Origin of the sequence: Vibrio sp. 10N.247.310.23 (assembly GCF_041467155.1) — a bacterium.
Taxonomy (GTDB): Bacteria; Pseudomonadota; Gammaproteobacteria; order Enterobacterales; family Vibrionaceae; genus Vibrio; species Vibrio crassostreae_C.
In genome coordinates this window covers 60250-73956 of record NZ_JBFSTZ010000015.1, presented here as the reverse complement: position 1 = coordinate 73956, position 13707 = coordinate 60250, and the positions used below count along the sequence as shown (strand labels likewise).

Annotated in this window: 11 protein-coding genes; all 11 read left to right on the top strand. The window is 46.0% G+C overall.

The genetic code is table 11. From position 1 onward, the window contains the following. Positions 1 to 18: 18 nt before the first annotated feature. The 11 genes from murE to lpxC all read left to right on the top strand — a co-directional run bounded on the left by murE (position 19) and on the right by lpxC (position 13603). A complete protein-coding gene (gene murE / locus AB6D93_RS13190) occupies positions 19 to 1503 on the top strand; it encodes a UDP-N-acetylmuramoyl-L-alanyl-D-glutamate--2,6-diaminopimelate ligase (RefSeq protein ID WP_102332770.1) in 1485 nt (494 codons plus the stop codon). Continuing rightward, positions 1503 to 2876, top strand: coding sequence for a UDP-N-acetylmuramoyl-tripeptide--D-alanyl-D-alanine ligase (murF, locus tag AB6D93_RS13185; RefSeq protein WP_102332771.1), 1374 nt, complete (start codon positions 1503 to 1505; stop codon positions 2874 to 2876). Before murE ends, murF begins: the two co-directional genes overlap by 1 nt. Beyond that, positions 2873 to 3955 (top strand): phospho-N-acetylmuramoyl-pentapeptide-transferase, encoded by a 1083-nt coding sequence (gene mraY / locus AB6D93_RS13180; RefSeq protein WP_017059284.1) that lies wholly within the window; start codon positions 2873 to 2875, stop codon positions 3953 to 3955. The genes murF and mraY overlap by 4 nt, the downstream gene beginning before the upstream one ends. 57 nt (positions 3956 to 4012) lie before the next feature. Next, the gene (gene murD, locus AB6D93_RS13175; RefSeq protein WP_102332772.1) at positions 4013 to 5329 is read left to right on the top strand and encodes a UDP-N-acetylmuramoyl-L-alanine--D-glutamate ligase; all 1317 of its coding nucleotides are present in this window, start codon (positions 4013 to 4015) and stop codon (positions 5327 to 5329) included. 22 nt (positions 5330 to 5351) lie between these two features. Continuing rightward, positions 5352 to 6548 (top strand): cell division protein FtsW, encoded by a 1197-nt coding sequence (ftsW, locus tag AB6D93_RS13170; RefSeq protein WP_065584711.1) that lies wholly within the window; start codon positions 5352 to 5354, stop codon positions 6546 to 6548. A gap of 12 nt (positions 6549 to 6560) precedes the next feature. After that, positions 6561 to 7622, top strand: a complete 1062-nt coding sequence (murG, locus tag AB6D93_RS13165; RefSeq protein ID WP_017062898.1) for an undecaprenyldiphospho-muramoylpentapeptide beta-N-acetylglucosaminyltransferase — start codon at positions 6561 to 6563, stop codon at positions 7620 to 7622. A gap of 13 nt (positions 7623 to 7635) precedes the next feature. Further along, the gene (gene murC, locus AB6D93_RS13160) at positions 7636 to 9096 is read left to right on the top strand and encodes a UDP-N-acetylmuramate--L-alanine ligase (RefSeq protein WP_102332773.1); all 1461 of its coding nucleotides are present in this window, start codon (positions 7636 to 7638) and stop codon (positions 9094 to 9096) included. Positions 9097 to 9374: 278 nt separating this feature from the next. Further along, a complete protein-coding gene (locus tag AB6D93_RS13155; RefSeq protein ID WP_372050049.1) occupies positions 9375 to 10067 on the top strand; it encodes a cell division protein FtsQ/DivIB in 693 nt (230 codons plus the stop codon). Continuing rightward, positions 10060 to 11328, top strand: a complete 1269-nt coding sequence (ftsA, locus tag AB6D93_RS13150; RefSeq protein WP_010434747.1) for a cell division protein FtsA — start codon at positions 10060 to 10062, stop codon at positions 11326 to 11328. Before AB6D93_RS13155 ends, ftsA begins: the two co-directional genes overlap by 8 nt. 31 nt (positions 11329 to 11359) lie before the next feature. Beyond that, positions 11360 to 12589: a cell division protein FtsZ gene (gene ftsZ / locus AB6D93_RS13145; protein ID WP_017059291.1), complete on the top strand. Its 1230-nt coding sequence runs from the start codon at positions 11360 to 11362 to the stop codon at positions 12587 to 12589. Between the two features lie 96 nt (positions 12590 to 12685). Beyond that, a complete protein-coding gene (gene lpxC / locus AB6D93_RS13140) occupies positions 12686 to 13603 on the top strand; it encodes a UDP-3-O-acyl-N-acetylglucosamine deacetylase (protein WP_010434751.1) in 918 nt (305 codons plus the stop codon). Positions 13604 to 13707: the final 104 nt, after the last annotated feature.

Here is a 13707-nt window from a genome sequence, read left to right as displayed (position 1 = left end):
AGCCAATCAGGATTCAATATGAGTAATAGCCTCACGCTGTCATCTTTACTTTCTCCTTGGAGTGACTTTAGTTCACCTGAGCTGGATGCGATTGCCGTTGAACAGTTGGAGTTGGATAGTCGTGCCATCAAAGACGGCGATATTTTTGTTGCTGTAGTTGGGCATGCTGTTGATGGCCGTCGTTTCATTGACAAAGCGGTCTCACAGGGAGCCAATGCCGTTATCGCACAAGCTGATGCTGAAAAGGCCCATGGTCTGATTGAGTGGTTGGATGCTGTTCCGGTTGTTTACATTAAAGACCTTAACTTGGTGTTATCTGAGTTGGCCGGTCGTGTTTACTCGTCTCAGGCGACTAAGCTGATTGGTGTTACCGGCACCAATGGCAAAACCACTATCACCCAATTGATTGCTCAGTGGCTAGATTTAGTCGGCCAACGCTCTGCGGTAATGGGCACCACGGGTAACGGTTTTCTAGACAACCTTAAAACGGCGGCGAATACGACCGGTAGTGCGATTGAAATACAACGTACGCTGAGTGAGTTGGCTGAAGAAAACGCTGTTTATACCGCGATGGAAATCTCGTCTCATGGTTTGGTTCAAGGCCGAGTTAAGGCATTGGATTTTGAGGCTGGTGTATTTACTAACTTGAGCCGTGACCACTTGGATTACCACGGCACGATGCAAGAGTACGCTCTGGCTAAGAAGAGCTTGTTTACTCAGCATAAGTGTAAGCACGCTGTGATTAATGTTGATGATGAAGTCGGTAAAGCTTGGATGGCTGATCTGTCCAATGCAGTAGCTGTGTCATTGCTTCCGTTATCGGGCTACCAGCAGTCAGTATGGGCATCGGATGTTGCTTATGCAGAGACGGGTATCAAACTCGCTTTTGATGGTAGCTGGGGGCAGGGACAACTGTCTGTTCCTTTAATTGGCCAGTTCAACGCATCAAATGTATTGGTTGCTTTCGCGACCCTACTTGTACTAGGCATCGACAAGCAAACCTTGATCGACACAGCACCTCAATTGCAACCTGTGATTGGCCGTATGGAATTGTTCCAAGTGCCGAACAAAGCGAAAGTGGTTGTCGACTACGCGCATACACCTGACGCATTAGAGAAAGCATTGGCAGCACTACGTGTACATTGCTCTGGAAAGCTATGGGCAATCTTTGGCTGCGGTGGTGATCGAGATACAGGCAAGCGCCCTATGATGGCGGTTACCGCAGAGCAGTTCGCCGATAACATTATTATTTCAGATGACAACCCTCGCAGTGAAGACCCGGCATTGATTGTTAAAGACATGCTGGCAGGTTTAAGTGAGCCTGAAGTCGCCTTTGTTGAACACGATCGCTTTCAGGCGGTTAAGTTTGCTCTAGAGCAGGCGGGTAATAACGACATTATTCTTCTGGCAGGTAAAGGCCATGAGGATTACCAAGTATTGAAAGACAAAACGATCCACTATTCGGATCGAGAGTCAGCACTACAACTTTTAGGTATTTCATAATGATTGATGTATCACTCGAGCAGATCTGCTCAGCGGTGTACGGTCAGCTGATAGAGGCTGGCAAATCGAGCAATAGTTTGATCAATGCGGTTTCTACCGATACTCGCACCGTTGAAGAAGGTGCACTGTTTGTTGCTCTTGTAGGTGAACGTTTTGATGCGCATGATTTTTGTGGTCAGGCTGTTGAGGCCAATGCGAGTGCGTTATTAGTTCAACGAAAACTTGACCTAAATATTACTCAAGTTGTTGTTGAAGACACTAAACTTGCTTTAGGTCAGCTAAGTGCTTGGATCCACAAACAATGTAACGTGCCAATCATGGCGATAACAGGAAGCTGTGGCAAAACGACCGTCAAAGAGATGGTCGCGAGTATTCTACAACAACGTGGCAAAGTGCTGTTTACAGCGGGTAACTTCAATAATGATATTGGAGTACCACTAACCTTGCTGCGCAGTGAACCCAATGACGACTATGCCGTGATAGAACTGGGCGCGAACCACATTGGTGAAATTGCCTATACCACGCAGCTTGTGAAACCACAGGTGGCCTTAGTGAATAACGTTGCTGCCGCGCATCTAGAGGGCTTTGGCTCAATTGATGGTGTTAAACAAGCGAAAGGCGAAATTTTTCAGGGGCTTGCTGCTGGTGATACTGCTATTGTTAACCTAGAGAGCAATGGTGGTGACTTCTGGAAAGATGTGCTTGCAGACAAAAACGTACTGACCTTTTCTGAAAGTGATGACACGGCGGATTACTTTTCGACGAATATTCGCATCAACGAGCAGGGTGAAGCTTGCTTTGATATGCAGACCCCGCAAGGCGCTATCGATGTCGAACTTGGCATTATTGGTCAGCACAATGTAGCCAACGCATTAGCCGCAGCAGCACTGAGCATTCAATTCGGTGCCACGCTTGCAGAAATTAAAAGCGGTTTAGCGAATCTTATCTCAGTTAAAGGCCGAGTTGAGGTTCAACAATTAAGTCAGAATATCAAGCTGATAGATGACAGTTACAACGCCAGTGTACCGGCAATGAAGGCTGCAGCTAAATTGTTGTCGAGCTTCAAAGGTCAGCGTTGGTTGATTTTAGGCAATATGGCTGAGTTAGGCGATGAAAGCCTTGCACTTCACCGTCAAGTCGGTGAATATGCTGCCCCATTCGCTTTTGAGCATGTACTCACTTACGGTGATGATACCAAGGTGATTAGTGAAGTGTGTAACGGCACTCACTTTGCAACGCATGAAGCGATGATCGCGCACATAGAGCAGCACTTGAGCTTGCCAGAAAACGCGCCACATACCTTGTTGGTAAAAGGCGCCAATAGTGCAGGAATGAGTAAAATAGCCGCTGCTTTAAAGGAGAACTTTTCATGATAATTTGGCTTGCAGAGCTACTACAGCCACACTTTTCTTTTTTCCGTTTGTTCGAATACTTATCGTTTCGTGCAATCGCGAGCATTTTGACGGCTTTATGTCTGTCGCTGTGGATGGGACCTCGTTTAATTGAGCGTCTGCAAATGCTGCAAATTGGCCAAGTTGTTCGTAATGACGGCCCAGAATCTCACTTCAGTAAGCGTGGTACACCAACCATGGGTGGTGTGATGATCCTTGCTGCGATCATCATTACGGTCTTACTTTGGGCTGACTTATCAAACCCTTACGTTTGGGCCGTACTTGTCGTGCTAGGCGGTTACGGTGCAGTTGGTTTTGTTGATGATTATCGTAAAGTCGTTCGTAAGAACACTGATGGCTTGATTGCGCGTTGGAAGTACTTCTGGCAATCGGCTATTGCATTGGTTGTGGCGTTTGCTCTGTATGCTCATGGGCAAGACACTGCTGCGACACAATTAGTGGTGCCTTTCTTTAAAGATGTGATGCCACAACTTGGTTTACTGTACATTGTTCTAACTTACTTTGTTATTGTGGGTACCAGTAACGCGGTAAACCTAACTGATGGCCTAGATGGCTTGGCGATTATGCCAACGGTTATGGTTGCTGCGGGTTTTGCTGTTATCGCTTGGGCGACAGGTAACGTTAACTTTGCAGCATACCTACACATTCCATACATCCCATACACCTCTGAACTGGTGGTGGTATGTACTGCTATCGTTGGTGCAGGCCTTGGCTTCCTATGGTTTAACACTTACCCAGCACAAGTATTCATGGGCGATGTTGGCTCTCTAGCACTGGGTGGTGCGTTAGGTGTGATTGCGGTACTCGTTCGTCAAGAGTTGGTACTAGTGATCATGGGTGGTGTGTTTGTAATGGAGACTCTGTCAGTGATTCTGCAGGTGGGCTCTTACAAATTGCGTGGTCAGCGTATTTTCCGCATGGCACCGATTCACCACCACTATGAACTTAAAGGTTGGCCAGAGCCGCGTGTTATCGTGCGTTTTTGGATAATCTCAATGGTATTAGTACTGGTTGGCCTAGCGACACTGAAAGTTCGTTAATCCTGTATGAGCCTCTGAATAGGGGCTCTTTAAAACTATTAAGAGCATCTTGTTTAAATGGAACGTTGGCAAAATATTCAAAATGTAGTGGTTGTGGGGCTCGGTATTACCGGGCTCTCTGTCGTTAAACATCTCGTAAAATATCAGCCCCATACTTGCGTAAAGGTAATTGATACGCGAGAGCTACCACCAGGAAAGGAATCTTTGCCTGAGTCGGTTGAGCTGCATTCTGGAAGCTGGAATAGCCAATGGCTAGCTGAGGCTGATCTGGTGGTTGCTAACCCAGGCATTGCTTTAGCGACACCTGAAATTCAAGATGTGCTTCAAGCGGGTACGCCTGTCGTTGGCGACATCGAGCTGTTTGGTTGGGCTGTAGATAAGCCTGTTGTGGCGATTACTGGTTCAAACGGTAAGAGTACCGTGACTGATCTGACTGGTGTGCTTGCTAAGGCTGCTGGGCTTAATGTTGGCGTTGGCGGCAATATTGGCATTCCTGCCCTAGACCTTCTAGAACTTGATGCGGATTTATATGTCCTTGAACTTTCAAGTTTTCAGTTAGAAACTACATCGAATTTAAAACTTGCCGCTGCGGCATTCTTAAATCTGTCTGAAGATCATATGGATCGCTATCAAGGCATGGCTGATTACCGTGAGGCCAAGTTAAGAATCTTTAATAACGCGCAGTGTGCGACTGTTAACCGCGACGACAAAGAGACGTATCCAGACCACAACATGTCATTAGTAACATTCGGACTCGACGATCAAGAGTTTGGTGTCGCGACAGTTGATGGTACCGAATGGCTAATGGACAACGGTAAACCTGTCCTTGCTACCCAAGATTTAACATTGGTTGGACGTCACAATGTGGCGAATGCGTTAGTCTCACTTGCACTATTGAAGCAAGTTGGTATCGACTACAGCAAAAGTCTTGATGCTTTGAAGGCCTATAACGGTTTGACGCATCGTTGCCAAGTCGTGGCTGACAAGCGCGAAATCAAATGGATTAATGACTCCAAAGCAACGAATGTAGCCAGCACATTGGCAGCCCTGTCTGGGTTGGAGTATCAAGGTACGTTATATCTTTTGGTTGGCGGCGTTGGTAAAGGTGCTGACTTTAGTGAGCTTGAACCAGTATTGGCGCAACTTGAGCGTGTTCAGCTGTGTTGTTTCGGTGAAGATGCAGATCAATTCATGCCTCTGCACCCATCGGCACAAAAGTTCGATACCATGCAGCAGATAATCGAATCTATCTCGCCACAGCTGGTGGCTGGAGATATGGTGATGCTGTCTCCGGCGTGCGCAAGCTTCGATCAATTTAATAATTTCATGGCAAGAGGTGATGCGTTCACTGAGCTTGCTCATGAGTATGCTTAACGTGTTGAAGGACTAACATTCAGTGCAAAGAGTCAAAGAGATTAATCAATCCATCTGGCAGTGGCTAAACCGTGCTACTCCCGAGGCGCTTTACGATCGTCAATTGGTGTGGATTGCTCTTGGGCTAATGCTGACAGGTTTGGTGATGGTGACGTCTGCTTCGTTCCCCATCAGTGCTCGTTTAACCGATCAGCCGTTTCACTTTATGTTCCGTCATGCCATCTTCCTTGTATTGGCGTTAGGTGTCTCTAGCGTCATATTGCAAATCCCGATGCAACGCTGGTTTCAATACAGTATGTATCTACTGGGCTTGTCCTTCTTCTTGCTGATTGTGGTATTAGCCGTCGGTAAGTCGGTTAACGGCGCATCGCGTTGGATCCCATTAGGGCTATTTAACTTACAACCCGCTGAAGTCGCCAAGTTATCGCTGTTTATCTTTATGGCGGGCTACTTGGTTCGGAAGCAAGATGAAGTGAGAAAAACCTTCTTCGGTGGTTTTGGTAAACCGATCATGGTATTCGGCGCTTTTGCCGTGCTGCTGCTAGGCCAGCCCGATTTAGGTACTGTGGTCGTAATGCTAGTGACCCTGTTCGGCATGCTATTCATTGCTGGTGCCAAGCTTTCACAGTTTATCGCCTTGATGGTGGCAGGTATTGCCGCGGTCGTCGGTTTGATTGTTATAGAACCTTATCGTGTTCGACGTGTTACCTCATTCTGGGAACCTTGGAACGACCCGTTCGGCAGTGGTTACCAGTTAACTCAGTCATTGATGGCGTTTGGCCGTGGTGATTGGATGGGGCAAGGGCTTGGTAACTCGATTCAAAAACTCGAATACTTACCAGAAGCGCATACCGATTTTGTATTTGCTGTGTTGGCTGAAGAGCTTGGCTTTGTCGGTGTTACCTTAGTATTAATGTTGATCTTCAGCTTGGTGTTAAAAGCCATTCTGATAGGTAAAAAAGCCTTTGAACACGATCAAGTGTTCAGCGGCTATCTGGCTTTTGGTATTGGTATTTGGTTTGCGTTTCAGACGCTTGTTAACGTAGGTGCTGCATCTGGCATCGTTCCGACCAAAGGTCTAACCCTACCGCTAATCAGTTATGGTGGTTCGAGTTTAATTGTTATGTCTGTGGCGGTATCAATGCTGCTGCGCATTGACCACGAATGCCGAATGCAACAAAAAGAACAAGCTGATAGTCAAAACGAATTAGTAGAATAAGAATCTAACGTGATGAAACAAAACAAAAAACTTTTAGTGATGGCTGGTGGTACTGGCGGTCACGTTTTCCCAGGGTTAGCAGTAGCGAAAAAGCTTCAGCAACAAGGTTGGGAAATTCGCTGGTTAGGCACAGCAGACAGAATGGAAGCGGATTTAGTGCCAAAGCATGGCATTGAAATCGACTTCATCAAAGTGAAAGGCCTGCGTGGTCAAGGCATTAGCAAGTTAATTAAAGCGCCGTTCCAGATTATTAATGCCATACTTCAAGCAAGGCAACACATCAAAGCATGGCAGCCTGATGTGGTACTTGGTATGGGTGGCTACGTGAGTGGCCCGGGTGGTATCGCGGCATGGTTGTCTGGCATTCCAGTGGTTCTCCATGAACAAAATGCAGTGGCAGGTTTAACCAACCAATGGCTGTCTAAGATTGCTAAAAAGGTTTTCCAAGCTTTCCCTGGTGCGTTTCCTACTGCAGAAGTGGTGGGTAACCCAGTACGCGAAGATGTGGTTGCCTTAGCTGAACCCGAGCAACGCATGGCTGAGCGTGATGGTGACATCCGCATCTTGGTTATGGGCGGCAGTCAGGGCGCAAAAATCCTAAACGATACCTTGCCAGTAACGATGGCGCAGCTTGGTGAAGGCTTCACTGTGATGCACCAAGCGGGTAAGAACAATCAACAACAAGTTATTGAGCAATACAAATCACATTCTGTTGGTAATGTTCAAGTGACTGAATTTATTGATGATGTGGCGCAAGCTTATGAGTGGGCAGATCTATTAGTGTGTCGCTCAGGTGCATTAACCGTATCAGAAGTGTCTGCGGCAGGTGTCGGTTCTATCTTCGTTCCGTTTATGCACAAAGACAGACAACAAGCGTTGAATGCCGACCATTTAGTTGAATGTGGCGCAGCGTTAATGATTGAACAGCCTCAACTAACGGCTGATAAGCTAGCGAACACTATCGCGCAGCTTGATAGAAATGAATTAAAAATGATGGCAACAAAAGCTCGTCAAGCCGCCAAGCTTGATGCTGATGTGACCGTCGCTGAAGCGATTAAAGCTTTAGCAAAATAATGAGATTGAATTGATGACGATTGAACATACCCAAGACTTAGCGCAAATCCGTGCAATGGTGCCAGAGATGCGCCGTGTTAAATCTATCCACTTCATTGGTATTGGTGGTGCCGGAATGAGCGGGATTGCTGAAGTCTTGCTAAATGAAGGCTACCAGATCACGGGTTCTGATATTGCTCAAAACCCAGTGACTGATCGTTTAGTTAGCAAGGGTGCGACCGTTTATATCGGTCACCAAGCGAGTAACGTTGCCGACGCAAGTGTGGTGGTTGTTTCAACCGCTATCAACGAAGAAAACCCAGAAATTATTGCAGCTCGTGAAGCGCGCACACCGATCGTTCGTCGTGCAGAAATGCTGGCTGAGCTGATGCGTTTTCGTCACGGTATTGCTGTGGCAGGTACGCACGGTAAAACAACCACGACTGCGCTAGTGACACAGATTTACTCGGAAGCCGGCCTAGATCCAACCTTCGTAAACGGTGGTTTGGTTAAAAGTGCTGGCACTAACGCACGTTTAGGTTCAAGCCGTATTCTTATCGCTGAAGCCGATGAGAGTGATGCTTCATTTTTACATCTGCAACCTATGGTTAGTATCGTAACTAACATTGAAGCGGATCATATGGATACCTACGGCGGCGATTTCGAAACGCTAAAGCAGACATTTATCGATTTCCTACACAACCTGCCGTTCTACGGCCAGGCTGTGATGTGTGTAGATGATCCTGTTGTACGTGAACTTATCCCTCAGGTGAGCCGCCAAGTGATTACTTACGGCTTCTCTGAAGACGCTGATATCCGCATTGAAAACTATGTACAACAAGGTCAGCAAGGCAAGTTTACGGTTGTTCGTAAAGGTAAAGCCAATCTCGATATTACGTTGAACATTCCTGGTCGCCATAACGCACTGAACGCATCAGCGGCGATTGCGGTTGCGACGGAAGATGACATCAGCGATGAAGCGATTCTAAAAGCGATGGCTGGAACGGAAGGCACTGGCCGTCGTTTCGATCACCTTGGTGAATATGAAACGGGTAAGGGTGTTGCAATGCTGGTCGATGATTACGGCCATCACCCAACCGAAGTTGATGTCACCATTCAAGCTGCACGAAGTGGTTGGACTGATAAACGTCTTGTGATGATCTTCCAACCGCACCGTTATAGCCGCACTCGCGATCTGTATGATGACTTCGCGAACGTTCTTGAGCAGGTTGATGTGCTTATTCTGTTAGATGTTTATTCTGCAGGTGAGAAACCTATTGCAGGGGCTGACGGACGCTCGTTAAGTCGAACTATTCGTGGGCGTGGTAAGATTGATCCCATCTTTGTTGCTGATATCAACACGCTGCCGTCGGTTTTAGCCAACGTTATTCAAGGCGGAGACCTTGTTTTAACACAGGGTGCTGGTGATGTTGGTCGTGTAGCGAAGCAACTTGAATCGCTACAATTAGAAATTAATAAGATGCAAAACGCGTAGCAGAATACTGTATACAGACTGTGGTTGATCGCTCACTTCTTGCGATTGACCTAAAATTGACCAAAAATCTTATTATCAACGTTTGATAGTTTGATTTTGCTCAGTATAATTCATAGGTTAAAGTAAGTGCTTTTACCTCTATTACGAAGATAGGGAATAGAATTGCGAACCAACGACAGGGAATGCGGGCTTTGGTAGAAAGTACTTTTAGCGAAAACCGCCACCTATTCAGTTTACCATCGCTAAAGAAACACGCTGTAGGCGGGTCTTTTTTTGTCATGGTACTGCTATTCATTGGATTTCTTTTCTATACCACACTGACTTGGATGTGGGACGATCAGCGATTGCCTCTCTCCAAAATAGTACTTCAAGGCGACTTAACTTACGTAACTGCTGGTGATGTTCAACATGCCTTTGGCGAGCTAGAGCATATTGGAACGTTCATGTCGCAAGACATCGGTGTGTTGCAAGACAGTTTAGAAGCGTTACCTTGGGTTTCAGTGGTGTCCATTCGTAAGCAGTGGCCAGACACAATAAAAGTATTTTTGACTGAGTACCATGCGGCAGCAATCTGGAACGGTAACATGCTGCTGAATGACGATGGTCAGGTGTTTAATGGTGATATCGGTCTTTTGAAGGGCGATAGAGTCAAGCTTTACGGCCCAGACGGCACCAGCCAAAAAGTGATAGAAAAGTGGCGACAAATAACTCCTTTGATTAACAATCTAGGGTTAACCGTTACCTCGCTCGTTCTCAATGAGCGTCGCGCTTGGCAAATAATCCTAGATAACGGTATCCGTTTAGAACTAGGTAAAGATTCTTTAGATGAGCGTGTTGAACGCTTCATTTCGCTTTACAACGAACTTGGTAGTAAAGCGAATCAAGTGAGCTACATCGACCTCAGGTATGATACGGGAGCCGCTGTAGGTTGGTTTCCAGAGCAAGAGTTAGAAGAGAGCACAGATGACTAAGACCGCAGATGACAACATAATCGTTGGTCTTGATATAGGCACTGCGACCATATCAGCTCTAGTTGGTGAAATATTGCCTGATGGTCAAATCAATATCATTGGTTCAGGGCAAAGCCCATCCAGAGGTATGGATAAAGGTGGTGTAAACGACCTAGAGTCGGTAGTGAAGTCAGTTCAGCGAGCCATTGATCAAGCAGAGTTGATGGCGGAATGCCAAATCAGCAATGTGTTTATCTCGCTATCGGGCAAACATATCGCGAGCCGAATTGAAAAAGGCATGGGCACTATTTCTGATGAAGAGGTGTCTCAAGACGATATGGATCGAGCGATCCATACCGCGAAATCAATTAAAATAGGTGATGAGCAGAGAATTCTGCACGTGATTCCACAAGAATTTACCATCGATTATCAAGAGGGGATCAAGAATCCACTTGGTTTATCTGGTGTTCGAATGGAAGTCAGTGTTCATCTAATTTCTTGCCACAGCGACATGGCGAGAAACATTATTAAAGCTGTTGAACGATGTGGTCTCACAGTAGAACAAATCGTGTTTTCAGGACTTGCCTCAAGCAATGCGGTAATTACTGAAGACGAGAGAGAGCTTGGAGTATGTGTTGTCGATATCGGTGCGGGTACAATGGATATTTCCATTTGGACTGGCGGCGCACTTCGACACACAGAAGTCTTTTCCTACGCAGGAAATGCAGTAACCAGTGATATTGCCTTCGCTTTCGGCACGCCAGTGAGCGATGCTGAAGAGATAAAAGTAAACCATGGTTGCGCTCTGAGTGAACTCGTAAGCAAGGATGATTCTGTTAACGTCCCAAGTGTTGGTGGTCGCCCATCGAGAAGTTTGCAACGACAAACTTTGTCGGAAGTGATTGAACCACGTTACACTGAACTTATGGGTCTCGTTAACCAAACTATTGATACGGTTCAATTACAGCTACGAGATGAAGGTATTAAACACCACCTTGCAGCTGGCGTCGTTCTCACTGGTGGAGCGGCACAAATTGACGGATTGGTAGAGTGTGCGGAACGTGTTTTCCGCAATCAAGTTCGAGTTGGTAAGCCGTTAGAAGTTAGTGGCTTAACTGACTATGTTAAAGAGCCGTATCATTCTACGGCGGTTGGTTTACTTCATTACGCAAGAGATTGTCAGATCAGTGATGAAGGTGATTACAGCGAACCTAAGCGTTCAGCACCTTCTATGTCTGGTTTATTTGGCAAATTGCGTAATTGGATACAAAAAGAGTTTTAACCTGAGTTGCAGGAAAAAACGGAGATAACACATGTTTGAACCGATGATGGAAATGTCTGACGATGCAGTAATTAAAGTCGTTGGAGTTGGTGGCGGTGGCGGTAACGCTGTTGAGCACATGGTACGTGAATCAATCGAAGGCGTAGAATTCATCAGTGTTAACACTGATGCACAAGCACTTCGTAAAACAAGCGTGAGCAGCGTGATCCAAATTGGTGGTGATATCACTAAAGGTTTGGGCGCTGGTGCAAACCCACAAGTAGGCCGTGATGCAGCTCTCGAAGATCGAGAAAGAATTAAAGAAGTTCTAACTGGCGCCGATATGGTATTTATCGCAGCTGGTATGGGCGGTGGTACTGGTACAGGTGCTGCTCCAGTTATTGCTGAAGTTGCGAAAGAGTTGGGTGTGCTAACGGTTGCTGTTGTAACTAAGCCATTTAGCTTTGAAGGCAAAAAACGTTTAGCGTTTGCTGAGCAAGGTATTGAAGAGCTTTCTAAACATGTGGATTCTTTAATTACGATTCCAAATGAGAAGCTACTTAAAGTACTTGGCCGCGGCGTAACTCTGCTAGAAGCTTTCGCAAGTGCCAATGATGTACTTAAAAACGCTGTACAAGGTATCGCTGAGCTAATTACTCGCCCTGGTATGATTAACGTCGATTTCGCGGATGTTCGCACCGTAATGTCTGAGATGGGTCATGCAATGATGGGTAGCGGTATCGCAAAAGGTGAAGACCGTGCTGAAGAAGCTGCTGAAACGGCAATTTCTAGCCCACTACTAGAAGACATCGACCTAGCTGGCGCACGTGGCGTTCTTGTGAACATCACAGCAGGCCTAGATATGCGTCTAGATGAATTCGAAACAGTAGGTAATACAGTTAAGGCATTCGCATCTGATAACGCAACAGTTGTGATTGGTACTTCTCTAGACCCTGATATGACGGATGAAATCCGTGTAACTGTTGTAGCAACAGGTATCGGCACAGAGAAAAAACCAGACATTACATTAGTTGCTGGTGGTAAAGCTAAGGTTGCACCAACTCCTCAACCACAGGTAGCGGCTCAAACTGCACCAAAAGTGGAAGAGAAAGTGGCACAACCATTGCAAGAAAAAACTGAGGTTAAACCTCAAGTTAAGCCGCAGCCAACAACGTCACCTGTTTCTTCAGGTACAGGCGCTAGCCAAAGTGCAGCACCTAAGGCTGAGAAAGAGAGTGGATACTTAGATATTCCAGCATTCTTACGACGTCAGGCTGATTAACAAATACCCAAAATTTGACTATCGTCGAATTAATGGTAAAATTCGCGGTCGGTAAATACTGACCGTGATTTGTAGCACTGATAACGAGGCAAGCAGATGATCAGACAACGTACTCTGAAAGAAATTGTGAAAACAACTGGTGTGGGTCTCCACTCTGGTCGTAAAGTCACACTTACTCTTCGCCCGGCAGCTGCAAATACAGGTATTGTTTATCGTCGTACAGATGTAAATCCACCTGTAGATTTCCCAGCTGATCCAGCGTCAGTTCGTGACACTATGCTATGTACAGCTCTTGTTAATGACGAAGGCGTACGTATCTCTACAGTGGAACACCTTAACGCAGCTTTAGCGGGTATGGGCATCGACAACATTATTGTTGAAGTAGATGCACCTGAGATCCCAATTATGGATGGTAGCGCAAGCCCATTCGTATACTTGCTACAGCAAGCGGGTGTAGAAACACTGAATGCAGCGAAGCGTTTTATTCGTATCAAAAAGCCTATCCGTTTTGAAGATGGCGATAAGTGGGCAGAATTTGTTCCATTTAACGGCTTCCGTATGGACTTTGAGATCGACTTTAACCACCCAGCTATTGAATCTGATGAGCAACGTTTGTTGTTTGATTTCTCTTCACAAGGTTTTGTGAAAGAAATTTCTCGCGCTCGTACTTTCGGCTTCATGCGCGACATTGAGTATCTACAATCTCAAAACCTAGTACTTGGCGGTAGCTTTGATAATGCTATCGTACTGGACGAATACCGAATTCTTAATGAAGAAGGTCTACGTTTTGACAATGAGTTCGTAACTCATAAAGTACTAGACGCGATTGGTGACTTGTACATGTGTGGACACGCTATTATTGGTGAGTTCCGTGCATACAAATCAGGTCACGGCCTAAACAACCAACTACTACGTGCAGTACTTGCTGACGCAGAAGCTTGGGAATGGGCAACATTCGAAGAAGAAGTAGGCTCTCCTGTTGCATTTGCTGAGCCAGGAATGGTTCTAGCGTAATTGTTGTTTACAGCAATATAAGATTTCGAAAACCAGGTCATTGACCTGGTTTTTTTGTATCTATTTTCCAGATACAGTGTCGTCAACATCCGAAAGTTGTCTCC

Excerpts from the sequence above, each read along its gene's own strand:
- murE (WP_102332770.1), top strand. The coding sequence starts at position 19 with ATGAGTAATAGCCTCACGCTGTCATCTTTACTTTCTCCTTGGAGTGAC.
- murF (WP_102332771.1), top strand. The coding sequence starts at position 1,503 with ATGATTGATGTATCACTCGAGCAGATCTGCTCAGCGGTGTACGGTCAG.
- mraY (WP_017059284.1), top strand. The coding sequence starts at position 2,873 with ATGATAATTTGGCTTGCAGAGCTACTACAGCCACACTTTTCTTTTTTC.
- murD (WP_102332772.1), top strand. The coding sequence starts at position 4,013 with ATGGAACGTTGGCAAAATATTCAAAATGTAGTGGTTGTGGGGCTCGGT.
- murG (WP_017062898.1), top strand. The coding sequence starts at position 6,561 with ATGAAACAAAACAAAAAACTTTTAGTGATGGCTGGTGGTACTGGCGGT.
- murC (WP_102332773.1), top strand. The coding sequence starts at position 7,636 with ATGACGATTGAACATACCCAAGACTTAGCGCAAATCCGTGCAATGGTG.
- AB6D93_RS13155 (WP_372050049.1), top strand. The coding sequence starts at position 9,375 with ATGGTACTGCTATTCATTGGATTTCTTTTCTATACCACACTGACTTGG.
- ftsA (WP_010434747.1), top strand. The coding sequence starts at position 10,060 with ATGACTAAGACCGCAGATGACAACATAATCGTTGGTCTTGATATAGGC.
- ftsZ (WP_017059291.1), top strand. The coding sequence starts at position 11,360 with ATGTTTGAACCGATGATGGAAATGTCTGACGATGCAGTAATTAAAGTC.
- lpxC (WP_010434751.1), top strand. The coding sequence starts at position 12,686 with ATGATCAGACAACGTACTCTGAAAGAAATTGTGAAAACAACTGGTGTG.